Below are 26,884 nucleotides of genomic sequence, written 5' to 3'. Positions count from 1 at the left end.
CAAGGATGTGCGTGCACTGATCCGCACCGCCGGCGATGTCGGTTTCGAGCCGGTGCTGCTGCACTCGGTCGAGGCGCGCAACAATGCCCAGAAGGCGGTGCTGTTCGACAAGCTGAAGAGCCACTTCAACGGCGACCTTGCCGGCAAGACCTTTGCGCTCTGGGGTCTGGCCTTCAAGCCCAACACCGACGACATGCGCGAGGCACCGTCGAGGGTGCTGATGGAGGCGCTGTGGCAAGCCGGCGCCAGGGTGCAGGCCTATGATCCCGAGGCGATGAACGAGGCGCAGCAGATCTATGGCCAGCGCGACGACCTCACCTTGTGCGGTACCAAGGAGGCGGCGTTGCGCGGCGCCGATGCACTCTTGATCGCCACCGAGTGGAAGAATTTTAGGGCGCCGTCCTTCGAGCTGATCCGCGACCAGCTCAAGACCGCCGTCATCTTCGACGGCCGCAACCTCTATGACCCGGCAGTCGTCGCCCGCCACGGCATCCAATACGTCTCCATCGGCCGCAAGGCGTCATAACACCGGCAAAGAAAGGGCCCGCGCGAGCGGGCTCTTTTGTCTGATGCGGCGCTCACTGGTTGCGGCGCTTGCCTTCCATCAGGTCGAGCACCGCGCGGGCGGCGTCGAGCACATTGGTGCCGGGTCCGAAGACCGCCGACACGCCATGGTCAAGCAGGTACTGATAATCCTGCCGCGGAATGACGCCGCCGACCACCACGATGATATCCGCAGCGCCCTTGGCCTTGAGAGCCTGGACAAGCTGTGGGGCAAGCGTCTTGTGGCCGGCCGCCAGCGACGACATGCCGACGACGTGGACCCTGGAGGCGATCGCCGTGTCTGCGGCTTCGCCCGGCGTCTGAAACAGCGGCCCGGCAATGACCTCGAAACCGATGTCGCCAAAGGCCGAGGCGATAATCTTGGCACCGCGATCGTGGCCATCCTGGCCGAGCTTGGCCACCATGACACGCGGCTTTTCACCCAGTGAGCCGGCAAACTGTTCGAGCCGCGACACCAACGTCTGGAATTCCGGCTCGTCGTCATAGGCCTTGCCATAGACGTTTTCGACCACTTCCGGCACCGCCGCATGGTCGCCAAAGGCGCGGCGCATGGCATCGGAAATCTCGCCGACCGTGGCACGGGCGCGGGACGCGTCGACGGCCGCGGCAAGGATGTTGCCTTCACCTGAGCGAGCGACCTGTTCCAGCGCGGCAATCGTTTCGGCGACGCGCTTCGGGTCGCGCTGGCGGCGGGTGCGCTCGATACGGGCGATCTGCGACAGGCGCACGGCGGAATTGTCGATCTCAAGGATATCGAGATGATCTTCCTGCTCGAGGCGGTACTTGTTGACGCCAACGATGACCTCGTCACCTTTGTCGACGGCGGCCTGGCGCCGGGTCGCCGCCTCCTCGATCATCCGCTTGGGCAATCCGCTCGCGACAGCCTTGGTCATGCCGCCCATCGCCTCGACCTCCTCGATCAGCGCCCAGGCCTTCTCAGCGAGGTCGTTGGTCAGGGCCTCGACATAATAGGAGCCGGCGAGTGGGTCGACGACCTTGGTCACGCCGGTCTCATGCTGCAGGATCAACTGGGTGTTGCGGGCGATACGGGCCGAAAACTCGGTTGGAAGTGCTATCGCCTCGTCGAAGGAGTTGGTGTGCAGCGACTGCGTGCCGCCGAGGGCCGCCGACATCGCCTCGAAGGCGGTGCGGACGATGTTGTTGTAGGGATCCTGCTCCTGCAGCGACACGCCGGAGGTCTGGCAGTGCGTGCGCAGCATCAGCGACGAGGCCTTCTTCGGCTCGAACTCGGTCATGATGCGCGACCACAGCAAGCGCGCCGCCCGCAGCTTTGCCGCCTCCATGAAGAAGTTCATGCCGATGGCGAAGAAGAAGGACAGCCGGCCGGCGAAGTCGTCGACATTGAGCCCCTTCTTCAGCGCCGCACGAACATATTCGCGCCCATCGGCCAGGGTGAAGGCAAGTTCCTGCACCAGCGTCGAACCGGCCTCCTGCATGTGGTAGCCGGAGATCGAGATCGAGTTGAACTTCGGCATCTCTCTGGCCGTGTACTCGATGATGTCGGCAACTATGCGCATCGAGGGTTCGGGCGGGTAGATGTAGGTGTTGCGGACCATGAACTCCTTGAGGATGTCGTTCTGGATGGTCCCCGACAGCTTGTCGCGCGACACGCCCTGTTCCTCGCCCGCGACGATGAAATTGGCGAGGATCGGGATGACAGCGCCGTTCATGGTCATCGACACCGAGATCTGCTCGAGCGGGATGCCGTCGAACAGGATCTTCATGTCCTCGACGGAATCGATTGCCACGCCGGCCTTGCCGACGTCACCTTCGACGCGCGGATGGTCCGAGTCATAACCGCGATGGGTGGCGAGGTCGAAGGCGACCGACACGCCCTGCTGGCCGGCGGCGAGCGCCTTGCGGTAGAAGTTGTTGGAAGCCTCCGCCGTGGAGAAGCCGGCATATTGCCGGATCGTCCAGGGGCGGCCGGTGTACATGGTGGCGCGTGGACCGCGCAGGAACGGCGCGATGCCCGGCAGCGTGCCGAGATGGCCGATGCCTTGGAGATCATCCGCCGTGTAGAGCGGCTTGACCTCGATGCCCTCAGGCGTGTTCCAGGTCAGCGTGTCGGGCGATGCCTTGATCTCGCGCTCGGCGAGTTTTTTCCAGGAATCGATTGTTGGTTTGTCGGTCATGTGCTGCTTCCATTCGGCAACTCGGCGAGCGCCATCTTGTTGCGCGGGCCAGCGGCCCAGTCCCGCACAACCAGAAAACCCGCCAGCAGATAGATCAGGAGAATCGTATTGGTGTGTGCGTTGAAGGAGAGTGTCCCCGTATCAACGAGCCAACCGCCGGTCGCGATGAATATCTCGCCGGCGAGGTAGAGCAGAGCGATCCTGCGGATACTGACGTAGCCATAGACAAGTTTCGTGACAATCGAGAAACCGGCAGCCGCCCAGATACCCCATACCATCGCATTGAAAAGATGGATGACATATGGCGCGCCGCCAGGTGCTTGCACACCGACCAGCAACTGGAGGCCGGGCGTATGGAGACCCCAGCTCGCAACGTAGGCTGTCTGAGACAGGATTGCGCCAAAGAAGCCGCCGAAAAGGCAGGCGGCGGTCTTCGCGTCTTCCCGGATCCTCTCCCTGGTCACTCGAACTCCATGATCAGCTCGTCGACTGCGAGGCTTTCGCCCGCTGTCGCCGCCACGCGCTTGACCGTGCCCTTGCGCTCGGCGCGCAGCACGTTTTCCATTTTCATCGCCTCGACGGTTGCCAGCGACTGGCCGGCCTCGACGGTGTCGCCTTGCTTGACGAGGATCGACGTCACCACGCCCGGCATCGGGCAGAGCAGCATCTTCGAGGTATCCGGCGGCAGCTTGACCGGCATCAGCCTGGCCAACTGGGCGACGCGCGGGCTGCGCACATGGGTCACCACGTCCATGCCGCGCCAGCGCAGGCGCCAGCCTGTGCCCGACCGCGACACCTTCACGCCGATGGACGTGCCATCGACGGCAAAGTTGGCGTGCGGGTGGCCTGGCAGCCAGTCGCTCGACACCGCAAGTGTGGTGCCGTCGTCGAATTCGACCATCATGCCGTCGGCTCCGTCCCTGACATGGAGCGGCAGGGTGAAGCCGGCAAGGGTGACCACCCAGTCGGCGCCGACGGGACGCTGGTGGTTGGCGAGCGAGCCAGAGATCTGGGTGCCGCGACGCTGGACGGACTGGTTGATAAGTGCCGCCACCGCGGCAAGCTTGCGGGCATCGGACTCGGAGGGTGCCACGCCGGCAAAGCCGTCGGGGAACTCCTCGGCGATGTAGGCGGTGGTCAGCGCGCCGGAGCGGAACCGCTCCTGGTCCATGACCGCCGAGAGGAACGGCAGATTGTGGCCGATGCCTTCGACTTCGAAATCGTCCAGCGCCCGGCTCATCGCCTCGACCGCCGTCAGGCGATCCGGCGCCCAGGTGCAGAGCTTGGCGATCATCGGATCGTAATACATCGAGATTTCGCCGCCCTCGAAGACGCCGGTATCGTTGCGGACGATGGTGCCGTCGTCGCGCTTGCCCTCGACCGGCGGGCGGTAGCGGGTCAGCCGGCCGATCGACGGCAGGAAGTTGCGGTAGGGATCCTCGGCATAGAGGCGGCTTTCGACGGCCCAGCCGTTAAGCTTCACGTCGGCTTGCGCAAAGCGAAGCTTCTCGCCGGCGGCGACGCGGATCATCTCCTCGACCAGGTCGATGCTGGTGATCAATTCCGTCACCGGGTGCTCGACCTGCAAGCGGGTGTTCATCTCGAGGAAGTAGAAGTTCCTGTTGCCGTCGACGATGAACTCGACCGTGCCGGCCGAGAAGTAGCCGACGGCCTTGCCGAGCGCCACGGCCTGTTCGCCCATTGCCTTGCGGGTGGCGGCGTCGAGGAAGGGCGACGGCGCCTCCTCGATGACCTTCTGGTTGCGGCGCTGGATCGAACATTCGCGCTCACCGAGATAGACAAGGTTGCCGTGCTGGTCGCCCAGCACCTGGATCTCGATGTGACGCGGCTGGGTAACGAATTTTTCGATGAAGATGCGGTCGTCGCCGAAGGAGGACTTGGCCTCGTTCCTGGACGACTGGAAACCCTCGCGCGCCTCGGCGTCGTTCCAGGCAATGCGCATGCCCTTGCCGCCGCCGCCGGCGGAGGCCTTGATCATGACGGGATAACCGATCGAATTGGCGATCTTGACCGCCTCGTCGGCGTCTTCGATCAGGCCCATATGGCCGGGCACGGTGTTGACGCCGGCGGAGGCCGCGATCTTCTTCGAGGTGATCTTGTCGCCCATCGCCTCGATGGCAACAGGCGGCGGGCCGATGAAGGCGACGCCTTCGCCCTTTAGCGCCTCGGCAAAATTCGGGTTCTCCGACAGGAAGCCGTAGCCCGGATGCACCGCATCGGCGCCGGTCTGCCGGATCGCGTCGATGATTTTCTGGATGACGATGTAGGACTGGTTCGACGGTGCCGGCCCGATATGGACGGCCTCGTCGGCCATCTTCACGTGCAGCGCCTCACGGTCGGCGTCGGAATAGACCGCGACCGTTGCGATACCAAGCTTCTGGGCCGTCTTGATGACCCGGCAGGCGATCTCGCCACGATTGGCGATGAGGATTTTCTTGAACATGTTTGTCCTGCTCACAGCGGTATCGTGTCGTGCTTCTTCCACGGTGCATCGAGCTTCTTGCCGCGCAGGGCGGCGAAGGCGCGGGCGATGCGACGGCGCGACGAATGCGGCATGATCACCTCGTCGATGAAACCGCGCTCGGCTGCCTTGAACGGGTTGGCGAAGTTGGTTTCGTACTCCTTGGTGCGCTCGGCGATCTTTTCCGGATCGCCAAGATCGGAGCGGTAGAGAATTTCGGTCGCGCCCTTGGCGCCCATGACGGCGATCTCGGCCGTCGGCCAGGCATAGTTGATGTCGGCGCCGATATGCTTGGAGGCCATGACGTCATAAGCGCCGCCATAGGCCTTGCGCGTGATCAGCGTGACCATCGGAACGGTGGCCTGGCTATAGGCGAAGAGCAGCTTGGCGCCATGCTTGATGACGCCGCCATATTCCTGTGCGGTACCAGGCAGGAAGCCCGGAACGTCGACCAAGGTCAGGATCGGGATCGAGAACGCGTCGCAGAAGCGGACGAAACGGGCCGCCTTTCGCGACGAGTCGATGTCGAGACAGCCGGCCAGCACCATCGGCTGGTTGGCGACGATGCCGACGCTCTGGCCTTCGATGCGCATGAAGCCGGTGATGATATTCTTGGCGAAGGCTTCCTGGATTTCGAAGAAATCGCCCTCGTCGGCGATCGCCAGGATCAGTTCCTTCATGTCGTAGGGTTTGGCCGCGCTGTCGGGGATCAGCGTGTCGAGCCGCATCTCCAACCGGCTGGGATCGTCATGGAACGGCCGCACCGGCGGCTTTTCGCGGTTGTTGAGCGGCAGGAAGTCGAACAGCAGGCGAACCTGCTCCAGGGCCTCGATGTCGTTTTCGTAGGCGCCGTCGGCGACCGAGGACTTCGAGGTGTGGGTGCGGGCGCCGCCGAGCTCTTCGGCGGTGACGATCTCGTTGGTGACCGTCTTCACCACGTCGGGACCGGTGACGAACATGTAGGACGAGTCACGCACCATGAAGATGAAGTCGGTCATGGCGGGCGAATACACCGCGCCGCCAGCGCACGGGCCCATGATGACCGAGATCTGCGGCACGACGCCGGAGGCATCGACATTGCGCTTGAACACGTCGGCATAGCCGGCGAGCGAAGCGACGCCTTCCTGGATGCGGGCGCCGCCGGAGTCGTTCAGGCCGATGACGGGCGCGCCGTTGCGCATCGCCATGTCCATGATCTTGCAGATTTTCTGCGCGTGCGTCTCCGACAGCGAGCCGCCGAGCACGGTGAAGTCCTGGCTGAAGACATAGACCAGGCGACCGTTGATGGTGCCCCAGCCGGTAACGACGCCGTCACCCGCCACCTTCTGCTCGGCCATGCCGAAATCGGTGGTGCGGTGGGTGACATACATGTCGAACTCTTCGAAGGAGCCTTCATCGAGCAGCACGTCGATGCGTTCGCGCGCCGTCAGCTTGCCCTTGGCATGCTGGGCATCGATGCGCTTCTGGCCGCCGCCGAGGCGGGCCTCGGCGCGGCGGGCTTCCAGTTGTTCGAGTACGGCGCGCATCAGTTTATGCCCTTGTGAGAAAGCCATTTCCAGGCGGCGGGGAAGGCGATCGCGGCAAGCACGGCCTTCATGACGTCGCCTGATATGAAGGGGTAGAGGCCGAAGGCCAGCACAGGCTTGTCCCAGCCGACGACATTGCCGAGCCAGAGCAGGCCGGGCACATAGATGACGGCTCCGGCAAGCAGTGCGGCCAGCATGGCGGTGGCAGCGTTGCGGTCCCAGCCGCGCTCGGCGAGCCAGCCGGCGAGTACTGCGGCAGGCAGGTAGCCGGCGAGATAACCGCCGGTCGGGCCCGTCATGTAGGCGAGGCCGATGCCCTTTTCGGGCGTGCCGGCAAAGACCGGCAGGCCAAGAGCGCCCTGCGCGAGATAGAGAGCAACGGCAGCAGTGCCACGTACCGGGCCGAGCGCCAGGCCGAGGCCGATGACGACAAGCGTCTGCATGGTCATGGGAACGGGGTAGAACGGCACCTGGATCTTGGCGGAGGCGGTCAGAAGCAACGAGCCCGCGACGACGGCCACGATGTCCATTGTGCTGAGCCGGCTGGTCCGCCTGTCGGCAACGGTCTGGTAGAGCGTCATGGGGCTTTCTCCCGCGCTACGAGGTTGAAAAACAATGGCCTCTCGCCGCGTCAGCGGCAAGCAGCGAAGTTGGCGCAATAGCCCCATGGCGCGCGCAGGAAAACAGTTGAAAGTGTGCAAAAGCGTAATATACAAATTCGAGAAATGTAAATTGCGAATTTGCAAACATGGCGACCCGCAAACTCTATATCGGCCGCAAGGTGCGCGAGCTGCGCGAGGCCAACAAGGCGACGCAGGCGAGCTTCGCCGAGCGCATCGGCATCTCGACCAGCTATCTCAACCAGATCGAGAACAACCAGCGTCCGGTTTCCGCCTCGGTGCTGCTCGCGCTCGCCGAAAAATTCCAGATCGACATCTCGGAGATTTCGCAGGGCGACAATGACCGGCTGCTGTCGGCGCTGACGGAGGCACTGTCCGATCCGATCTTCGAGAACTACGCGCCCAACCTGCAGGAACTGAAGCTGGTGACGCAGAACGCGCCGGGCTTCGCCCGGGCGCTGATCTCGGCCCATCAAGCCTATCGCCGCAATTCCGAGCAGCTGGCGAGCCTTGACGACACACTGGGGCGCGGCACATCGGCCTCCGAGCCGACGCCCTATGAGGAAGTGCGCGACTTCTTCCATTTCGTCGACAATTACATCCACGCGCTCGACGTGGCGGCCGAGCGGCTGGCCGGGGAGCTCGGCATCGGCGAGCGCGACAGTTATGCGGCGATGGCGGGGCATCTGGACAGCCGGCACGGCGTCCGCATCGCCCGCGCCGATGCCGACGACGATGCGCTGAGGCGCTTCGACGCCAAGTCGGGGGTGCTGTTTCTCAACCCCTACTCGCCTCTGGCCACCCGCAGCTTCCAGATCGCCTTCCAGATCGCCGAGATGGAGATGGAGGCCGAGGTGGCACAGATCGCTCGTTCGGCCGAATTCCGTACCAGCGAGGCGCAGGAAATCTGCAAGATGGGGCTGCGCAATTATTTCGCCGGCGCGCTGACCCTCCCCTATCAGGCCTTCATGCGCGCGGCGGCGGAGCTGCGCCACGACCTCGAGCTGATGGCCGCGCATTTCGGCGCCTCGATCGAGCAGGTGGCCCACCGCCTCAGTACGCTGCAGCGGCCGGGGCACAAGGGCGTGCCGATCTTCTTTGCCCGCATCGACCGCGCCGGCAACATCACCAAGCGCCACAGTGCCGCCAAGCTGCAGTTCGCTCGTTTCGGCGCGGCCTGTCCGCTGTGGAACGTGCACCAGGCCTTCGAGACGCCGGGCCGGATCATCCGCCAGCTGGCCGAGACGCCCGATGGCGCGCGATATCTCTGCATCGCCACGGAAATCTCCAAGGGCGGCGGCGGCTTCAACGCGCCGCACCGGCGCTATTCCATCGCGCTTGGCTGCGAGGTCACTTACGCGCAGGATTTTGTCTATGCCGACGGGTTGGAGCTGGGTAGCAGAACCGCCTTCGATCCGATCGGCATTTCATGCCGCATCTGCGAGCGCACCAACTGCCTCCAGCGCGCCGTGCCGCCGCTCAAGCGCCGGCTGGTAATCGACAAGGACGTCCGTCACCCCCTTCCCTATCGAATCGGCTGAGGATCAGCCGTCTTGGCGGACCGTCAGCCCGCCAACCGCCAGCGTCAGCCAGCCCAGGATCATGCCGGTGCCGCCCAAGGGGGCGGCGAAGGGAAACAGGCGTTGGCCCAGATAGTCGCGCGCCAGGAGATCGCCTGAGAACAGCAACACTGACAGGAGTAGAATGGCTGCTCCGACGTGCAGGGTGCGGCTGTGGGCTGCCAACAGCGACAGAGCGATCAGTACAGGCGCATGAAACAGCAGAAAATTAGCCGCAGTGGCGACATTTGCGCTGCCGCCATGGCTGGCCGCCGCCGACAGCGCCACGCCGGCTGCGCCGCACAGCGCCGCTGCGACAAACAGAAACCGGTCGAATTTCATTGATTTGCTCCTGAGGGCGCTTTCCCGGGAAGATACGCGGAAGCTGCGAAGATGCCTGCCAAAATTCCATCCGTTTGCCGCGCCGATTGCCGCAGCCCTGCCGCTTTTCTGTGGAGCTTGAGACGGCGCGGGAAAATGGTCGTTTGGCGTTCCGCCCGGCAGTCACTATGTTCGCGCACCCGTACAACAGGCACCAGGATTCCATGGCTGGCGACATCAGGAAAATCGCTGCGATCATTGCAGCCGAGATCAATGCGAAGGCCGAACAGGTCATAGCTGCCGTCGGGCTGCTCGACGAGGGTGCGACCGTTCCCTTCGTCGCCCGCTACCGCAAGGAAGTCACCGGCGGCCTCGACGACAACCAGTTGCGCGATCTCTCCGAACGCCTCGCCTATCTGCGCGAACTCGAGGCGCGCCGCACTGCCATCGTCGAATCCATCACCAGCCAGGGCAAGATGACCGACGAGCTGGCGATCCGCATCGCCACCGTCACCACCAAGGCCGAGCTCGAAGACATCTACCTGCCCTACAAGCCCAAGCGCCGCACCAAAGCGGAAATCGCCAGGGAGCGCGGGCTTGGACCGCTGGCAGAAGCCATCCTCGCCGACCGTTCGAAAGTGCCGGCCGAGCTGGCCGTGCCTTACGTCGCCGGTGAAGTGGCCGATGTGAAGGCGGCGCTGGAAGGCGCGCGCGACATCGTCGCCGAGGGCATTTCGGAAAACGCCGATCTCCTCGGCCGCCTGCGCACCCACATGAAGGAACGCGCCGTCATGCGTGCCCGCGTCGTCGACGGCAAGCAGGACGCCGGCGCCAAGTTCTCCGATTATTTCGACCATTCCGAGCGCTGGGCCTCCGTGCCGAGCCACCGGGCGCTCGCCATGCTGCGCGGCCGCAACGAGGACGTGCTGACGCTCGACCTCGAGATCGATGCCGACGACACCTCGCCGGTCAAGCCGGTCGAGCGCATGATCGCCGCCGCCTACCAGATTGGATCGACCCTGCCCGGCGACCAGTGGCTGATGCAGGTCGCCGGCTGGACCTGGCGCGTGAAACTGTCGCTTTCGCTGTCGCTCGACCTGATGCGCGACCTGCGCGAGGCGGCCGAGGAAGAGGCGATCCGCGTGTTCTCGCGCAACCTCAAGGACCTGTTGCTCGCCGCCCCTGCCGGCTCGCGCGCCACCATGGGCCTCGATCCGGGCATCCGCACCGGGGTCAAGGTTGCGGTCATCGACGCCACCGGCAAGGTGCTCGACACCACCACGGTCTACCCCTTCCCGCCGAAGAACGACGTGCGTGGAACCCAGGCTGAACTGGCCCGGCTTATCATCCGCCACAAGGTCGAGCTGATCGCCATCGGCAACGGCACCGGCAGCCGCGAAACCGAGCGCCTCGTCGCCGACATGCTGACTGACATGCCGGCACCCAAGCCGACAAAGGTCATTGTCAGCGAGGCCGGCGCCTCGGTCTATTCGGCCTCCGCTACGGCCGCGGCCGAGTTCCCCAATCTCGACGTGTCGCTGCGTGGTGCCGTATCGATTGCGCGCCGTCTGCAGGATCCGCTCGCCGAGCTGGTCAAGATCGAGCCCAAGTCGATCGGCGTCGGTCAGTACCAGCACGACGTCGACCAGTATCGCCTCGGACGTTCGCTCGAAGCGGTGGTCGAGGACGCGGTGAACGCCGTCGGTGTCGACCTCAACACCGCCTCTGCCCCCCTGCTCGCTCGTGTCTCCGGTCTCGGGCCGTCGCTGGCCGAGTCGATCGTCGCCTACCGTGACGCCTCGGGCGCCTTCGCCACACGTCGCGACCTGTTGTCGGTCCCCCGCCTTGGCCAGCGCGCCTTCGAACAATGCGCCGGCTTCCTGCGCATCCGTGACGGCAAGGAGCCGCTCGATGCTTCGTCCGTCCATCCTGAAGCCTATGGCGTCGCCAAGAAGATCGTGGCGTCCTGCGGCCGTGACCTGCGCCAGCTGATGGGTGACAGTGCAGCGCTTAAGGCGATCGATCCGCGCGCCTTCGTCGACGAACGTTTCGGCCTGCCGACGGTGCGCGACATCATCGCCGAGCTGGAAAAACCGGGTCGCGACCCGCGTCCGGGCTTCAAGACCGCGACCTTCGCCGACGGCGTCGACGACATCAAGGATCTCAAGCCCGGCATGCTGCTCGAAGGTACCGTCACCAACGTCGCCGCTTTCGGCGCCTTCGTTGACATTGGCGTGCATCAGGACGGCCTCGTCCATGTCTCGCAGCTGGCCGACAAGTTCGTGAAGGACCCACATGAGGTGGTGAAGGCCGGCGACGTGGTGAAAGTCCGCGTCGTCGAGGTCGACATTGCGCGCAAGCGCATCGGGCTTACCATGCGCAAGGATGGCGGCGAGCCGGCGCCCCGCTCGGCCGCTCCCGCCAAGAGCCGCGACATGAAGTTCGCGTCATCGAAGCCGCAGCCAAACAAGGCGGACCAGCAAGGTGCGTTCGGCGCGGCCCTGCTCGAGGCGATGAAGCGCAAGTGAGCAAGCCTGGGCGATCACGCTGCTATCGCAGCGGCATGATCGCCCTTGCCCGCTTGCCCGTTCCTGCTTAGAAAGCCCGGGAAACGCGGCCCCAGCCGGCCGCTTGCAAAAGGTGCCGTGCTCAAATGTCCAAGTGGAAAGACGTCAAGAAGGTCGTGCTCGCCTATTCCGGCGGTCTCGACACCTCCATCATCCTGAAGTGGCTGCAGACCGAGCTCAACGCCGAGGTCGTCACCTTCACTGCCGATCTCGGCCAGGGCGAGGAGCTCGAGCCGGCGCGCAAGAAGGCCGAGATGCTGGGCATCAAGGAGATCTTCATCGAGGACGTGCGCGAAGAATTCGTCCGCGACTTTGTTTTCCCGATGTTCCGCGCCAATGCCGTCTATGAAGGCGTTTACCTGCTCGGCACTTCGATTGCTCGTCCGCTGATCTCCAAGCACCTCGTCGATATCGCCAGGAAGACCGGTGCAGACGCAATCGCCCACGGCGCCACTGGCAAGGGCAACGATCAGGTCCGCTTCGAGCTGTCGGCCTATGCGCTCAATCCCGACATCAAGATCATCGCACCGTGGCGCGACTGGTCGTTCAAGAGCCGCACCGACCTGCTCGACTTCGCCGAAAAGCACCAGATCCCGGTCGCCAAGGACAAGAAGGGTGAGGCCCCCTTCTCCGTGGATGCCAACCTTTTGCACTCGTCCTCCGAGGGCAAAGTACTGGAAGATCCGGCCGTCGAGGCACCCGAATATGTGCACATGCGCACCATTTCGCCCGAGGCTGCGCCTGACAAGGCAACCATCATCAAGATCGGCTTCGAAAAGGGTGATGCCGTCTCGATCAATGGCGAGCGCCTGTCACCGGCGGCGCTGCTGGCCAAGCTCAACGACTACGGCCGCGACAACGGCATCGGCCGTCTCGACCTGGTCGAGAACCGCTTCGTCGGCATGAAGAGCCGCGGCGTCTACGAGACCCCGGGCGGCACGATCCTGCTTCAGGCGCACCGCGCCATCGAATCGATCACGCTCGACCGTGGTGCCGCGCATCTCAAGGATGAGCTGATGCCGCGTTACGCCGAGCTGATCTATTACGGCTTCTGGTTCTCGCCCGAGCGCCAGATGCTGCAGGCAGCGATCGACCTCAGCCAGAAGGACGTCGAGGGCGAAGTCACCCTCAAGCTCTACAAGGGCAATGTCATGGTCATCGGCCGAGAGAGCGCGAAGTCGCTCTATTCCGACAAGCTGGTCACCTTCGAGGACGACCAGGGCGCCTACGACCAGAAGGACGCCGCCGGCTTCATCAAGCTCAACGCCTTGCGCCTGCGCACGCTCGCCGCGCGTAACCGGCAATGACGAGCTTTTTCTTCTCCCCGTTCGACGGGGAGAAGATGCCGGCAGGCAGATGAGGGGCCGTGCAAGCCGCTGCCCCTTATTCAGCCCTTTGGGCCACATTCTCCCCGCAAGCGGGGAGAATGAAAGACTCACGCCCCACCTTCGTAATAATCCTCGAGATACGCCCGCTTGGCCGCCTCGTCGCGCGCTGAATAGAGGTACCGGCTGAAGGCCAGCCGCTCGTGGTTCACCGCGGCCAGCTCCCAGACGCAGAAGGTGGCGCGGTGCGGGCCGGGCAGCGGAAACAGCGAGAAATCGGGGGCGTCCGATGTCTTGGCGTAGACCGTTTCCCACATCTCGTTGGCATTGCGCCACGAACTCACCAGCAGGAAATGAAAATCGCCGCCGCAGCGGTGCAGGATGACGAAGCCGAGCTCGCCCTTGAGCTTGAGTCGCCCGGTCGCCGTCTCCGCCGCCAGGAAACGCTGTGCCAGCGCGCTGGTGTCGCGTGTCACCGGCGTCGCGGCTTCCGCGATGTCGTACCACTTCAGCAGGCCGCCGCCGGCGGGTGCCGGCAACCCCGGTGTCACGGTCTTTGGGTAATGGCTGTAGCCTTCGACATTGCCGAAGCGCGAGAGATCGGCGGGCAGGCCGCTCTGGCTGTTCATGACAAGATCCTCGTCCGCATTGAAAAAGCCCGGCGTTGCCACCGGGCTCTTGTCATTTTGCGTCCGAGGCCCTGGCTTTGCCAGTGCCTCGGAAATGTCTCCTGACAGGGTTGTGTCAGGTCGTCAGGCGTCAGTTGCCGTCGATCTCGGCGCCGATGATGGCGATCGCCTGCTGGTAGACGCTGGCTGCGTTCCAGCCCTGCAGTGCGCCGAAATTGGCCTGGCCGGGCTGGTAGCCGCCGCCTGCGCTCCAGCCGTGGCCGCGCAGGAAGTTGGCGGTCGAGGCCAGCGCGTCGGCCTTGGAGCGGACCATGTCGATCTTGCCGTTGCCGTCGCCGTCAGCACCGTATTTCAGCACGTTGACCGGCAGGAACTGCGTCTGGCCGATTTCGCCATGAGCAGCGCCGATGGCGTTGGGCGCCAGCGTGCCGCTCTGGACGAGCTTGAGCGCTGCGTAGAGCTGGTCGGTGAAATATTCCGAACGGCGGCAGTCATAAGCGAGCGTGGCGACCGCCGACAGCGTGTGTTGGTTGCCCATGAAGCCGCCGAAGCCGGTCTCCATGCCCCAGATCGCGATCAGCGGGCCGGCCGGCACGCCATAGCGCGCCTCGATGCTCTGGAACAGCGCCGCGTTCTGCTTCTTGATCGTCTTGCCCTTGGAGGCAATCGCCTTGCCGCCGCGCTTGGCCATGAACTGGTCAAGCGAGAGCTTGAAGCTCTTCTGGTTGCGGTCGGCGTAGATCGTCTTGGTGGCATAGGTCGTCTTGGCGAGAGCGCTCAGCGCGTTGCCCTTGATGCCGTTCGCCGCCGCCTGGTCGGCAAATGCCGCCTTCCATGCTTCGAAGCCGCCCGCGTTGTTGCCGCATTCCGCCGCAATTGAGCTGCCTGCCGAAACCGCCAGCATGGCGGAGGCCGCAGCAAAAGTCTTCACCTTGGCAGTCAATGCCATGCCGTTCTCCTGATGCCTGAATCAAATGTCCCTGGGAGGGGTGTTGCCAGCCCAACGCTCGCTTTTTAGCATTAAGAAGGCGTTTACGTCCCCGTCTGCCTGCAATGGCAGGTGGCAAAATTCTCGCATAGGATCAAGCAGTGAATATGGCGAGAGCGGGGAAAAAACATGGATGATGTCGATGTTGTGATCGTCGGCGCCGGTTCCGCCGGCCTTTCGGCGGCAAAAGTCCTGCGTGCCGCAGGACTTAGCTTCAAAGTGCTGGAAGCCATGGATCGTATAGGGGGGCGCGCCTGGACCAGCAGCAAACACTTCGGTGTGCCCTTCGACATCGGTTGCGCCTGGTTGCACGCCGCCGATCGCAACCCCTATTTCCCGGAGGCCGAGGCCGCCGGCTGGACCATGCATCATCACGACATGAACATTGATCACCTCTACTATCGCAACCGTAAGGCGAGTGAGGCCGAGGAAGCGGAGGTCAAACAGGCGGATGCCGCCATGGCGGCCTTACTTGAAAGTCACGCCGACCCCGACGACCGGCTTGGCGCGCTCTTGGCCAAGGGACGCTCGTCGCGTGCCGCCGCCACCTTCTGCGGACCGATGGATTTCGGCGCCGACGAAGACGAGATTTCGATCGCCGACTTTAGGAATGCCGCCGATCTCGATCCCAATTACTTCACCCGGGAAGGGTATGGCGCACTGGTCGCGCGTTTCGGCGCGGATGTTCCGGTCGAGCTTGCCACGCCGGTGCGACGGATCGACTGGGATGGTGAAGGCGTCAGCTGCCACACCGATCGCGGCGTGCTGCGTGCCGGGGTTGCGATCGTGACGGCATCGCCGGCGGTGCTGGCCTTCGAGGAGATCGCCTTTTCGCCCGCGCTGCCGGAACACTATATGACGGCGTTTTTCGACCTGCCGATGGGCATGTTGACCAAGCTGCCCGTCGAAATCAAAGGCAGCCGCCTTGGTCTCAAACCCTTCGATGACCTGCTCGTCGAGCGGTCCGCGCGTCACGACATCTACTTCCTCAGCTTTCCCTTCGATCTCGACCTGATGGTTGGCTTCGTCGGCGGCGATTTCGCCTGGGAGCTGTCGGCAGCCGGCGAGGCAGCCGGCGTCGATTTCGCCACCGACCGGCTGTGCGAGATCTTCGGCAACGACACGCGCAAGCATGTCGGCCGGGCGATGATGACGAATTGGGGCGGCGAACGCTATGTCAGGGGCGCCTATGCCGCAGCGCGTCCCGGTCGTTCCGAGGCGCGGTCGGTCCTGATGCAGCCGCTCGGCGAGCGCATCTTCTTTGCCGGCGAGCATCTTGCGGGGCCGCTGATCCAGACCTGCGGTGGGGCCCGGCTGTCGGGCGAAGCGGTGGCAGGACAGGTCGCTTCGCAACTGGCGACACATTGGAGGACATCAGCTTAGCGAACGTCAATCTGCTACAATTCGTGAGCGTTCCGGGCCATTTCGTCAGGAACCGATGACTGTCGGCTCCGTTTCGGCACCTTGAGGGACCAGGAAAACGGAGCGAAAAGATGAAAACGAAACTGTTGTTGCCCGCCATCGCGGGGGCGCTTCTCGCCTTCTCCGGCCCGTCATTTGCCGACGTTGCCGTGCAGGCTGCGACCGATCTCAACGTCCGCGCCGGCCCTGGGCCGCAATATCCGGTCATCGGCGTCATCGGTGCCGGACAGGGCACTACGCTTCGCGGCTGCCTTGAAGGCAGCAAATGGTGCAGCGTCGCCGATTCCGGCGGTGATGGCTGGGTTTACTCCGATTATCTCGTCGGCGATTTCGGCGGCCAGCAGATCGTGCTTTCGGCGCGTCCGGTCGATTCCGGCGTGATTGTCGTTGATCCGCCGGCTGCCGGTGGCGCCGGTGACGTTGTCATCCACGGCACGACAGGGGCGATCGTCGCTGGTGAAGTGATGCCGGCCATCGAGCCGCCCGGGGCGGTTCGTACCTATGTGACCGACCATCGGGTCGAGCCGGTCTATCTCGACGGCGAGGTCGTGGTGGGTGCCGGCCTGCCTGATACGGTCGAACTGACCGAGATACCCGACTACGAGTATCGTTATGTCAATGTGAACGGCCAGCCGGTGCTGGTTGAACCGTCGACGCGGCGCGTGGTCTACGTGGTCCGATAGCCTTGGAGGCCGCCGGGCAAGCTGTCCGGCGGCCGGTCCTAGAGTGGCGTGATCGACGTCTCGGAAGCATGTTCCGCCCGCTTCAGCATTTGCTCGAACTCTGCAGCCGGCAGCGCCTTGGAATAGAGATAGCCTTGGCCGACGCGACAGCCCATGGCGTAGAGTGCCGCCTCCTGTGCCCGCGTCTCGATGCCTTCGGCGATAACCGACAGCCCCATGTCACCGGCCATGCCGAGCACCGCGCGCACGATTGCCGCGTCCTGCGGATCGCGCAGCATGTCGCGGATGAAACTGCGGTCGACCTTGAGCACCGTGAGGGGAAAACGCTTGATCGTGCTGAGTGCTGCGTGGCCGGTGCCGAAATCGTCGAAGGCGAGGCCGACGCCCGCCTTGCCGAGTTTGCGGAACGGCTCCAGAGTACGCTCTTCATAATCGAGCGCGATGGTTTCGGTGACCTCGAGTTCGAGCGCGTCGGCGAGCAGACCGTGACGCGACAGCGTCGACGTCACGGTTTCGGCCAGGTTACCGGCGTTGACCTGAGCGGCAAACAGATTGACGGCCATCGTGATGGGGGCAAAGCCTGAAGCCCGCCACGCGGCCGACTGTCGGCAGGCCTCATCAAGGATCCAGTTGCCCACCGTCAGCGCGCCGGAATGCGTTTCGAGCACGGCAAGGAAATCGGCGGGCGCGAGCAGCCCGCGTAACGGGTGGTTCCAGCGCAGCAGCGCCTCGGCGCCCATCACCCTGCCGCTCTCCAGACAGACCTGCGGCTGATAGTGCAGCACGAATTCCCGGGCCCTGATGGCGCGCAGCAACTCGTCCTGCAGCGCGCGCCGTACGGCCACGGCGTTGCGCATGCCAGGCTCGAATATGCGATAGCTGCCGCCTTGCTGCCGTGCGCGGTAAAGCGCCAGATCGGCGCTGGCCATCAGCTCTTCCGAGTCACCGCCATCGCGGGGCGCAACCGCGCCGCCGATGCTGACGCCGAGCTTGAGAAAGTGGTCGCCGATCTCGAAGGGCTGTTCGAACGAATGCAGCAGGCTGTTAGCGGCGGCAGCGACCGCCGCCGGCCTGTCGATACCGCGCAACAGCACCGCAAACTCGTCGCTGCCTAGCCGCGCCACTATGGCATTGGCGTCGAGCGCTGCGGGCAGGCGCACGGCAAGCGCCTGCAAAAGCGTGTCGCCGGTGGCGTGGCCGAGCGTGTCGTTGACCTTCTTGAAGCCGTCGAGGTCGACAAGCAAAAGTCCGGTCGCCTCGCCTCTCTCAAGTGCATCCTCAAGCTGCATGTCGAACTGCAAGCGGTTGGGCAGGCCAGTCAGCGTGTCCTGATGCGCCAGACGATACAGGCGCATGTCGCGCTGCCTGCGCTCGGAAATGTCGCGGATGATGCCGCCCATGGAAACGCCGTTGGGCCCATCCCAGACCGACAGCGACAGTTCGATGGGGAATTCGCTGCCGTCGCGACGCAGTGCCGAGACCTCGACGGTCTTGCCGCTCAGCTTGGATGGAGTGCCGGCGGCGACGCGCGCGATGCCGGCATTGTGGGCGCCGCGTAGTCTCGCGGGAATGATCAGATCGAGGGTTTCGCCGACGAGTTCGGCCTTGTCGTAGCCGAACATGCGCTCGGCCGACTTGTTGACGAAGGAAATGTTGCGGCTGGCATCGATGACCACCAGGGCGAATTCGATATTCTCGACAAAGCCGGCAAGCGGCGAGGCATCTGCGGTCGGGGTCATGAAGTCACCACCGTCCATACATTTATGCGGATCAACCCGATGATCACACATGGTGGTAGAAGACTCTAAAATAGTACATGTATCCCCCCGGACGGCGCATATGATAGCAGGGAAGTATTAACAGCCACTGATTTTCGTCCGAGAATCCGCCAACAATCGCCGTTCTCGGGCCCTTGCCTTGACTCGCCCGGCATTTTCCTGTCTACAGCCGCCAAATTCCGCGACGAGTTCCACTCCGAGCGGCCGACCGGGACACCCTTAGAGGTACAAAACGATCCCGGAGGCCAACACCCGGCAGCGCAATGCGCCCCCGGGTGCTTTTTGGTTTGGTTCAGGCGCGCAGAGGCATTACCTCTCGGTTCGACACCGGTTGGCTGAGAGAAGGGAAGTCGAATGTTTGAATCGCTGCAAGAGCGGCTTGGATCAATCCTTAACGGCCTGACCGGCCGTGGCGCACTGTCGGAGGCCGATGTCTCGGCAGCCCTGCGCGAGGTTCGCCGTGCCCTGCTCGAAGCCGACGTGGCGCTGGAAGTCGTCCGCTCGTTCACCGACAAGGTGCGCGAGAAGGCCGTCGGCGCCGCCGTCCTGAAGTCGATCAAACCCGGGCAGATGGTCGTCAAGATCGTCCATGACGAACTTGTCGAAATGCTTGGCGCCGAAGGCGTAGCCGTCGACCTCAACGCGCCCGCTCCGGTCGTCATCATGATGGTCGGCCTGCAGGGTTCGGGCAAGACCACCACCTCGGCCAAGATCGCCAAGCGCCTCACCGAGCGCCAGGGCAAGAAGGTCCTGATGGCCTCGCTCGACACGCGCCGCCCGGCCGCGCAGGAGCAGCTGCGCCAGCTCGGCGAGCAGACCAAGGTCGCGACCCTTCCCGTCATCGCCGGCCAGTCGCCGGTCGACATCGCCAAGCGCGCCGTTCAGGCGGCCAAGCTCGGCGGCCACGACGTCGTCATCCTCGACACGGCCGGCCGCACCCATATCGACGAGCCGCTGATGGTCGAGATGGCCGACATCCGCAAGGTGTCGGACCCGCACGAAATCCTGCTCGTCGCCGACTCGCTGACCGGCCAGGATGCCGTCAACCTCGCCAAGAATTTCGACGACCGCGTCGGCATCACCGGCCTGGTGCTGACCCGTATGGACGGCGACGGCCGCGGCGGTGCTGCGCTGTCGATGCGCGCTGTCACCGGCAAGCCGATCAAGCTGATCGGCGTCGGCGAAAAGATGGATGCGCTGGAGGAGTTCTATCCCAAGCGCATCGCCGACCGCATCCTCGGCATGGGCGACATCGTTTCGCTGGTCGAGAAGGCTGCCGAAACCATCGACGCGGAAAAAGCCGCGGCGATGGCCAAGAAGATGCAGGCGGGCAAGTTCGACCTGAACGACCTCGCCGACCAGCTTGGCCAGATGCAGAAGATGGGCGGCATGGGTGGCATCATGGGCATGATGCCGGGCATGGGCAAGATGAAGGACCAGATGGCCGCGGCGGGCCTGGACGACAAGATGTTCGGCCGCCAGCTTGCCATTATCTCGTCGATGACCAAGGCCGAGCGTGCGAACCCCGACGTTCTCAAGCACTCGCGCAAGAAGCGCATTGCCGCCGGTTCCGGCACCGACGCCGCCGAGATCAACAAGCTGCTCAAGATGCATCGCCAGATGGCCGACATGATGAAGGCCATGGGCGGCAAGGGCAAAGGCGGCGGCCTCATGCGCGGCATGATGGGCGGCCTGGCTTCCAAGATGGGCCTCGGCGGCATGATGCCTGGCGGCGGCATGCCCGACCTGTCCAAGATGGATCCCAAGCAGCTCGAAGCCCTGCAGAAGCAGGCCGAAGCCGCAGGCCTCGGTGGCGGGCTCAAGGGTCTTCCGGGCGGCATGCCTGGTCTCGGCGGCGGTGGCCTTCCCGGCCTGCCCGGCGGCATGAAGCTTCCCGGTCTCGGTGGCGGCCTGCCCGGCCTTGGCAAGAAGAAGTGAGGAGCGCGATGACCGACATCACCCCGCAGGCACAGCTTCAGGAATTGCGCGCTTCGATCGACAACATCGACGCAGCCTTGATCCACATGCTGGCCGAGCGCTTCCGCTGCACCAAGTCAGTCGGCGTGCTCAAGGCCACCCACGGCCTGCCGCCGGCCGATCCGGCGCGTGAGCAGACCCAGATCGCGCGCCTGCGCCGCCTGGCCGACGACGCCCATCTCGATCCCGATTTCGCGGAGAAGTTTCTGAACTTCATCATCCGCGAGGTGATCCGTCACCACGAAATGCTGGCTGCCGAACACAACGGCGCGTCAGACAAGACTACCTCCGCCTGACGGCGGAACAGACAGCAGACCAAGAACAACCCAAGACAGAACTATTCAGGAGTAAGACAATGTCCCTTAAGATCCGCCTGGCCCGCGCCGGCTCGAAGAAGCGCCCCTACTACCACATCGTCGTTGCCGACGCCCGCAGCCCGCGCGATGGCCGCTTCATCGAGGCAATCGGTGCCTGGAACCCGCTGCTGCCCAAGGACGGCGACCGCGTGAAGCTCGACGCCGACCGCGCCAAGCATTGGCTGTCGAACGGCGCCACGGCGACCGACCGCGTTGCCCGCTTCCTCGACGAGGCAGGCATCGTGAAGCGCGACGCTCGTTCGAACCCGACCAAGGGTGAGCCGGGCAAGAAGGCCCAGGAGCGTCTGGCTGCCCTGAAGAAGGCCCAGGACGACGCCGCTGCCGCCATCGCGGCTGCAGCTGCTGCCCCGGCTGAAGCTTCGGCCGAGTAATTTTTCGCCTTATCGGCGAAACAAGCAACGGCGGGCCGAAAGGTCCGCCGTTTTGCTTTTTCGGGGCGTGTTTCAGCCGTTTCGGCGACATGGATCTGGTCCCGCCCGCGCCACCGCTGCTGCCCCTAAGCACATGACACTTATGTGACATTCGGCTTAAGCAGGCGGTAAGGCGGCAGCGGATAGCTTGCCCCTGACAGCGCGCGGCACACCGCGCAGGCATGAGGCCGTGCTGTCGGCCGAGGGGGGCTTCGGCATGCCGACAATCGATGCGACGTGCCTGCGACCGGGCTGATCTGGTCCGGGCGGTCGCAGGCTGACAGGTGACCGGATGCTTTTGGCAATGCGAGCTTGGGACAGGCAGCGGGCGCTTCCGTCGGAAATGCCGGGTGGTGCGGCGGAGCAGCCGATCGCAATGTGCGCCGCGGACCTGTCAGCTGGCGTCGACACCGAGTTCGACGACGTCAGGTTGGTTCTGCGGCGCTGGCAAGCGGCCTGCATCGACGGCGCCTTGCCGCCCTATGAAGAGCTGGCGCTCGGCAGCGTCGGCCGCTTCGCCGACGAGATGGCGGTTGTTCGTCTCCAGCCCGCCACGGACAGCTTCATCCTGCGCGCCGGCCCGCGCTTCGGCGCGATTGCCGGCCTCAGCGTGCCCGCGGCGGTGCTGTCGGTGCTGCCTTTCGCTTTCCAGCGCGCCATATCGGGCGCGATCGAATTGGCCCGCCTGGCGGCGCGTCCGCAATTGGCGTTGTGCCGCTCGATCGTCGACGGCATGGTCTCCACCGTCGAGGTTTTGGCGCTGCCGCTGTCGTGCCGCTGGCCGGGCGAGTATTTCCTGATCTTCGCGCGGCCGCGCAAGAGCCAGATCGACCTGGCCCGGCTGCTCATCAACTCGACCGACGAAGGTATATTAGCGCTCAGCGCGCTCGAATCCGCCGGTGGCGAGGCACGGGACTATCAGGTCCTCAGCATCAACAACGCCGCAGCGCGCCTTCTCGGGGTCTCGGCCGAAGACATGCGATTCAGGCTGCTGTCGCAGGCGAATGCCGCTTGCGGCCTGTCGCGCCTGCTCGACGAATGCGGCGTCGCCCGTGCGCATGGTGTCGCTGCGCCGTCGCTCGAACTGGAATACCAGCTTGGCGGCGAAACCGTCTCGCTGCAGGTCGGCGTCGCTGAAACCGACGGCCTGCTGGCGGTGACGCTGACCGACATACGCGAGATCCGCAACCGCGAAACGCTGTTTCGCTCGCTGTTCGACGACAACCCGGTCCCGATGTATGTGCGCCAGGCCGATGGCGGCGCGTTCCTGAACGTCAACACTGCAGCGCTCAATCTCTATGGCCGAGGCCGGGGCGAGTTCCTGGCGCTCGGCATCGCCGATCTGGAGCCCGGTGTCGCCGACCTGCCGGCGACGGGCGAGCGCTTTGTGCGTCACCGCACGGCGGCGGGCAGCGAGCTCGATGTCATCGAATATGCCAGGAACATTCAGGTCGGCACCGCACCGGCGACGTTGTCGACAATCGTCGACATCACCGAGCGCAAGCGCGCCGAGGATCGCATTTCCTACCTCGCCCACCACGATCCGCTGACGGGCGTCGGCAACCGCACCACCTTCTCGCAGGAGATCGAGGAGGCCGTCGGCGCTGCCGTCGCCGGCCACCAGCCTTTCGCGCTGTTGCTTGTCGACCTCGACGACTTCAAGGCGGTCAACGACACGCTCGGCCATGCCGCCGGCGATTCCCTGCTGGTCGAGACGGCATCCCGCATCCGCACGCTTCTGCGCCGCAGCGACCTCGTCGCCCGGCTCGGTGGCGACGAGTTCGCCATCCTGCTGCGCGGCGCGCTCAGCCGCGCCGTTGTCCAGGCGCTGGCCAAACGCATCATCCAGGCGATCAGCGAGCCGCACGCCTATGAGGGCCACAAGCTGTCGATCGGCGCCAGCCTGGGTGCTGCGATCGCGCCGGCCGACGCGCGCGACGCCGGCACGCTGCTCAAATGCGCCGACTTGGCGCTCTATCGCTCGAAGCGCGACGGCAAAGGCGCATTCCATTTTTTCGAACCGGAGATGGACGCCGAAATGCGCGATCGCCGCGAGCTTGAACTGGAGCTGCGCTGCGCCGACCTCGATCGCGAACTCGAGCTGCACTACCAGCCGATCATTTCGGTGAAGACGGGTGCGCTGCGCGGCTTCGAAGCACTTGTACGTTGGCGCAATCCCAGGCGCGGCATGGTCTCGCCTGCGGAATTCATTCCACTCGCCGAAGAGACCGGCATGATCGAGGCGATCGGGCGTTGGGTGCTCGACGAGGCCTGCCGGCGTGCCGCCACCTGGCCGGAAGACCTCGTCATCGCTGTCAATGCGTCGGCTGTGCAGTTCCGGCAGGGTCAATTCGCGCAGACCATCGGCCAGGCGATTGCGCGGTCGGGGCTCGACCCGTCGCGGCTCGAGATCGAAATCACCGAATCGGTTCTTCTGGCCGACACAGGCGCCAATCTCGACGTCCTGCAACAGCTCAAGCAGATCGGCGTGCGCATCGCGCTCGATGATTTCGGCACCGGATACTCATCGATGAGCTACCTCCGGCGCTTTCCATTCAGCCGGCTGAAGATCGACCGTTCCTTCGTCCGCGATATCGGCAGCAGCCGTGAATCGATGGCGATCGTACGCGCCATCATCGGCCTTGGCGCCAATCTCGGTATCGACACGACGGCCGAAGGCGTTGAAACAGGCGCCCAGCTCGAGCTGCTCCGGCGGGAGCGGTGCGGCGAGATCCAGGGATTCCTGTTCAGCCCGCCGGTCGACGGGGCAGGAGCGGCCAACATCATCGCGAGCTATCGTGGCAACAAGGTTCAGGTGGCTTAGGGGCGACTGCTTGACCGAACCGGATGACCGCGCCACCTAAGCTGCAGCGAGGTGGCCGGAGGAAATGCCATGCCCGAGAAGATATCCGCACTCAACGCTGACGGCATCTCCGAGCCCTTTGCCGCCGAAGCGGCGCCACTCGAGGTCTTCTCTCATGGCGAGCGCTTCGGATCGAGCTTCCGCCATTTGTCCAGCTTTGGCGGCGGCGACCATGTCGGCGTCGCGCTGGAGGAACTCGTGCCAGGCAAGGAGAAGAACCCGTCGCACTATCACATGCTCGAGGAGGAGCATGCCTACATCCTCGAGGGCGCGCTGACACTGAAGCTCGGTGCGCGCAACTATGTCATGAAGACAGGCGACTATGTCTGCTTTCCCGCCGGCCAGAAGGTCGGGCACGCGTTTTTCAACCACACCGATGCGCCGTGCCGCTATCTCATCATCGGCGAGCGCAATCCAAACGATGTCATCGTCTACCCGGAATCAGGCCGCGTCAGCGTCCGCCTGACCGGCGAAGGCTACGGCAAGGCGGCGACGATGGACTATTGGGAGGGCATCGATGCCAGCGCCCCCGATGCCAAGGCCCGGCCCGGGCTAGCTCAGGAATAATAAAAATTTTCCGCCGGCAGCATTGGCGGCGGTGTTTCGCCCAGCGCCTCGAACACCGAGATCTCGCAGACCCGGCACAAGCCGTCGAGGGCAAGGTCGTTGGCTTCCATGCCGAAGGGGTCTTCGAGTTCTTCGGAGAGTGCATCGAGGCCGAAGAATGTGTAGGCGATCAGCGCCGTAAACAGCGGCGTCACCCAGCCGGCCGAACCCGCCAGCCCGAACGGCAGCAGCAGGCAGAAGATGTAGGCGGTGCGCTGCAGCAGCAACGTGTAGGCGAAGGGCAGGGGCGTGCCCATGATGCGCTCGCAGCCGGCCTGCAGCGCCGAGATCGCCGCCAGACGCTCGTCGAGGATGCGATAGTCCATCGCCTCCAGCACTTTCGCGCGCTTGAGGGCACCGATCTTCTCGCCCATCCGCCGCATCGCTGCGTCAGGCCTGTTGGTCGCGGCATGGATTTCGTCGATGGCATCGCCGATGAATGGGCGAGCCGCTTCCCTGGTGTCGACCCGTCGCAGTTCGCCGCGCAGGAAATGGCAGAAGGCGAGCGAATCCATCAGGAGCGGCCTGAGTTCGTCGCGGTCGGAGATCATCGCGGTCGCGGCACGCGACAGGTTACGGATTTCGAAGACGAGCTGGCCCCATAACTTGCGGGCTTCCCACCAGCGGTCATAGGCGGCGTTGTTGCGGAAGCCGAGATAGACGGAAAGCGCGACGCCCAGCAGCGCGAAGGGTGCGACGCCGGCGTCGCCGAGATCGAGCTTGAGCAGCTTGATGGCGGCGACCACCGCGGCGCCATAGAGCGCGAAGCCGAGAATCTGCGGCAGGATGCGCGGCACCACGGAGCCGCGCATGACGAAGAACAGCTTCAAAAGGTTTGTGCGCGGGCGAACGATCATGCGGGGTGGTACCTGTTTCCAAAAGATAGTGCGCCGCCAGGCCTGCCGGTGTCATCTCCAATCACGACATGAATAGCGATTGCGTTGATTTGTCCGATAAGGCAGCCGGCCCCGCCGCCCAATGGGGAGGCGCAAAACTTGGGTCAGTTCTCGTAGGTTCGCCCGGTCAGCTTGTCGACCAGCCTGCGGAGAACGCCGCCCCGCCTCAGCCGGCGGACCTCGTGCGCAAGCTCGGCTGTCTTGCTCGACAGCTCGCCGAGCTGGAACTGCAGTTCCTCGCTTGGGCCAAGACCCTCGCGCAATCTGACGAAGCTGCGGTCGTAGATCTGCTTCTGCTGCAGAAATCGTTCTATGATCGCGGCCATGGCGCGTTCGTCCTCGTTCGGCTCCCGCCTCGGCCAGCGCTTTTCCGCCAGCACGTCGCGGTAGATCGCCTCGATCTGCTCGGCGCCCTTTTCGCTGGCGAAGTCACGCCGCACGCGTTGGGTGACCGCAATGGCATCTTCCGCCCTGTAGGCGGCAATTTCGCGGTCGAGCAGTTCGGGTGATGCTGCGTCGGACAATGCGCCATAGGCGAAGTTCACCGCGGCAAAACCGTCAAACCTGTCCGTCGTCACCAAGCCGCCAACGCCGAAGCGGTCGACATTGATCACGGCGCAGCCCCGCGCCATGGCTTCGAGCGCCATTCGGCCGCTGGCGAATGCCAGATCCGTGCCGCCCAGCCGCTTGACCACGTCGTCCGCTGCCTTGCCGATCAGCTCACCGCGAAAGGCAATGCCATGGCGCTGGCAGGCTTCGGCGATCATGCCGGTAAAGCGAATGGTCCCGGGGTGGGCGAAGATTGCAGCGGTTGCCAGCCTCGCGGGAGCCGGGGCAGCAGGTCCGACGCGCTGCAGGTCGATGGTGTTCGGCCAGAACCTTACCTTCGACGCAGCGATCCCGCATTCGTCCACCAGCCTGCCGCGCAATGCGGCCCGCACATGGAGATAGCGGCTGATCCTGGGATGAATGGGGCGCGCGTCGATCTCGCTGCTGAAGTCGTGGCAGACGAAGATTGCGGGCGTCCCGGGAAAGCGCGTTAGGTGTCGAAGCTATGAAGGTTGTTCATTCGAGGAGGGACTGAGAAGCTGGGGTTGCGAAGCCAACCAACCTTCAGTGGAGCTCCCCGAATGAA

The 26,884-nt window shown here is 64.4% G+C and carries 22 protein-coding genes; 11 read left to right on the top strand and 11 right to left on the bottom strand.

Annotated features, from left to right (window positions below; all coding sequences use genetic code 11):
• A partial coding sequence (locus HNQ95_RS31210; RefSeq protein WP_182576045.1) for a UDP binding domain-containing protein occupies positions 1–526 on the top strand: 526 nt, incomplete at its 5' end.
• Between the two features lie 52 nt (positions 527–578).
• Here HNQ95_RS31210 and scpA read toward each other — a convergent pair.
• From scpA to HNQ95_RS31185, 5 genes are read right to left on the bottom strand one after another with little or no spacing between them, the layout of a single operon-like run.
• A complete protein-coding gene (scpA, locus tag HNQ95_RS31205) occupies positions 579–2,720 on the bottom strand; it encodes a methylmalonyl-CoA mutase (protein WP_182576046.1) in 2,142 nt (713 codons plus the stop codon).
• Positions 2,717–3,184, bottom strand: a complete 468-nt coding sequence (locus HNQ95_RS31200; RefSeq protein ID WP_182576047.1) for a hypothetical protein — start codon at positions 3,182–3,184, stop codon at positions 2,717–2,719. Before HNQ95_RS31200 ends, scpA begins: the two co-directional genes overlap by 4 nt.
• The gene (locus HNQ95_RS31195; protein WP_182576048.1) at positions 3,181–5,184 is read right to left on the bottom strand and encodes an acetyl-CoA carboxylase biotin carboxylase subunit; all 2,004 of its coding nucleotides are present in this window, start codon (positions 5,182–5,184) and stop codon (positions 3,181–3,183) included. The genes HNQ95_RS31200 and HNQ95_RS31195 overlap by 4 nt, the downstream gene beginning before the upstream one ends.
• Before the next feature lie 11 nt (positions 5,185–5,195).
• A complete protein-coding gene (locus HNQ95_RS31190; protein WP_182576049.1) occupies positions 5,196–6,728 on the bottom strand; it encodes an acyl-CoA carboxylase subunit beta in 1,533 nt (510 codons plus the stop codon).
• Positions 6,728–7,309, bottom strand: a complete 582-nt coding sequence (locus HNQ95_RS31185) for a biotin transporter BioY (RefSeq protein ID WP_067955838.1) — start codon at positions 7,307–7,309, stop codon at positions 6,728–6,730. The genes HNQ95_RS31190 and HNQ95_RS31185 overlap by 1 nt, the downstream gene beginning before the upstream one ends.
• Before the next feature lie 167 nt (positions 7,310–7,476).
• On the opposite strand from HNQ95_RS31185, the gene HNQ95_RS31180 reads away from it, so the two are divergent.
• On the top strand, positions 7,477–8,889 hold the full coding sequence (locus HNQ95_RS31180; RefSeq protein WP_067955840.1) for a helix-turn-helix domain-containing protein: 1,413 nt from the start codon (positions 7,477–7,479) through the stop codon (positions 8,887–8,889).
• Between the two features lie 3 nt (positions 8,890–8,892).
• On the opposite strand, the gene HNQ95_RS31175 is transcribed toward HNQ95_RS31180, so the two are convergent.
• The gene (locus tag HNQ95_RS31175; protein WP_067955842.1) at positions 8,893–9,249 is read right to left on the bottom strand and encodes a DUF423 domain-containing protein; all 357 of its coding nucleotides are present in this window, start codon (positions 9,247–9,249) and stop codon (positions 8,893–8,895) included.
• Between the two features lie 203 nt (positions 9,250–9,452).
• Here HNQ95_RS31175 and HNQ95_RS31170 point away from each other — a divergent pair, with 203 nt between their 5' ends.
• A complete protein-coding gene (locus tag HNQ95_RS31170; RefSeq protein WP_182576050.1) occupies positions 9,453–11,756 on the top strand; it encodes a Tex family protein in 2,304 nt (767 codons plus the stop codon).
• A 125-nt stretch (positions 11,757–11,881) separates the two neighbouring features.
• Complete coding sequence (locus HNQ95_RS31165) at positions 11,882–13,102, top strand: argininosuccinate synthase (RefSeq protein WP_067955844.1); 1,221 nt, start codon at positions 11,882–11,884, stop codon at positions 13,100–13,102.
• Positions 13,103–13,230: 128 nt separating this feature from the next.
• Here the strand turns inward: HNQ95_RS31165 and HNQ95_RS31160 are convergent, their stop codons facing one another.
• Positions 13,231–13,749 (bottom strand): hypothetical protein, encoded by a 519-nt coding sequence (locus tag HNQ95_RS31160; protein WP_154386251.1) that lies wholly within the window; start codon positions 13,747–13,749, stop codon positions 13,231–13,233.
• A 130-nt stretch (positions 13,750–13,879) separates the two neighbouring features.
• A complete protein-coding gene (locus HNQ95_RS31155; protein WP_067955848.1) occupies positions 13,880–14,698 on the bottom strand; it encodes a lytic murein transglycosylase in 819 nt (272 codons plus the stop codon).
• A gap of 168 nt (positions 14,699–14,866) precedes the next feature.
• On the opposite strand from HNQ95_RS31155, the gene HNQ95_RS31150 reads away from it, so the two are divergent.
• Positions 14,867–16,120 (top strand): flavin monoamine oxidase family protein, encoded by a 1,254-nt coding sequence (locus HNQ95_RS31150; RefSeq protein ID WP_182576051.1) that lies wholly within the window; start codon positions 14,867–14,869, stop codon positions 16,118–16,120.
• A 110-nt stretch (positions 16,121–16,230) separates the two neighbouring features.
• Positions 16,231–16,842: a DUF1236 domain-containing protein gene (locus HNQ95_RS31145; protein WP_182576052.1), complete on the top strand. Its 612-nt coding sequence runs from the start codon at positions 16,231–16,233 to the stop codon at positions 16,840–16,842.
• A gap of 38 nt (positions 16,843–16,880) precedes the next feature.
• Here the strand turns inward: HNQ95_RS31145 and HNQ95_RS31140 are convergent, their stop codons facing one another.
• Complete coding sequence (locus tag HNQ95_RS31140; protein WP_182576053.1) at positions 16,881–18,581, bottom strand: putative bifunctional diguanylate cyclase/phosphodiesterase; 1,701 nt, start codon at positions 18,579–18,581, stop codon at positions 16,881–16,883.
• A gap of 393 nt (positions 18,582–18,974) precedes the next feature.
• Between HNQ95_RS31140 and ffh the strand changes: the two genes are divergently transcribed.
• The 5 genes from ffh (at position 18,975) to HNQ95_RS31115 (ending at position 24,814) form a co-directional block, all read left to right on the top strand.
• Positions 18,975–20,558, top strand: coding sequence for a signal recognition particle protein (gene ffh, locus HNQ95_RS31135; RefSeq protein WP_182576054.1), 1,584 nt, complete (start codon positions 18,975–18,977; stop codon positions 20,556–20,558).
• Positions 20,559–20,566: 8 nt separating this feature from the next.
• On the top strand, positions 20,567–20,893 hold the full coding sequence (locus HNQ95_RS31130) for a chorismate mutase (RefSeq protein WP_067955860.1): 327 nt from the start codon (positions 20,567–20,569) through the stop codon (positions 20,891–20,893).
• A gap of 59 nt (positions 20,894–20,952) precedes the next feature.
• Positions 20,953–21,345 carry a 30S ribosomal protein S16 gene (gene rpsP / locus HNQ95_RS31125; protein ID WP_154386255.1) on the top strand — a complete coding sequence of 131 codons (393 nt, stop codon included), beginning with the start codon at positions 20,953–20,955 and terminating at the stop codon, positions 21,343–21,345.
• Positions 21,346–21,676: 331 nt separating this feature from the next.
• A complete protein-coding gene (locus HNQ95_RS31120) occupies positions 21,677–24,208 on the top strand; it encodes a putative bifunctional diguanylate cyclase/phosphodiesterase (RefSeq protein ID WP_210289182.1) in 2,532 nt (843 codons plus the stop codon).
• A 69-nt stretch (positions 24,209–24,277) separates the two neighbouring features.
• On the top strand, positions 24,278–24,814 hold the full coding sequence (locus tag HNQ95_RS31115; protein ID WP_182576056.1) for a cupin domain-containing protein: 537 nt from the start codon (positions 24,278–24,280) through the stop codon (positions 24,812–24,814).
• Here the strand turns inward: HNQ95_RS31115 and HNQ95_RS31110 are convergent.
• On the bottom strand, positions 24,805–25,710 hold the full coding sequence (locus HNQ95_RS31110; protein ID WP_182576057.1) for a bestrophin family protein: 906 nt from the start codon (positions 25,708–25,710) through the stop codon (positions 24,805–24,807). The two genes, HNQ95_RS31115 and HNQ95_RS31110, sit on opposite strands and share 10 nt — an antisense overlap.
• Positions 25,711–25,853: 143 nt before the next feature.
• Complete coding sequence (locus HNQ95_RS31105; RefSeq protein WP_182585850.1) at positions 25,854–26,690, bottom strand: glycosyltransferase family protein; 837 nt, start codon at positions 26,688–26,690, stop codon at positions 25,854–25,856.
• Between the last annotated feature and the right edge of the window lie 194 nt (positions 26,691–26,884).

It is taken from the genome of Aminobacter ciceronei, from assembly GCF_014138625.1.
Classification (GTDB): Bacteria; Pseudomonadota; Alphaproteobacteria; order Rhizobiales; family Rhizobiaceae; genus Aminobacter; species Aminobacter ciceronei.
The sequence above is the reverse complement of the archived record's forward strand: the minus strand, read 5'-3'. Positions and strand labels throughout refer to the sequence as shown.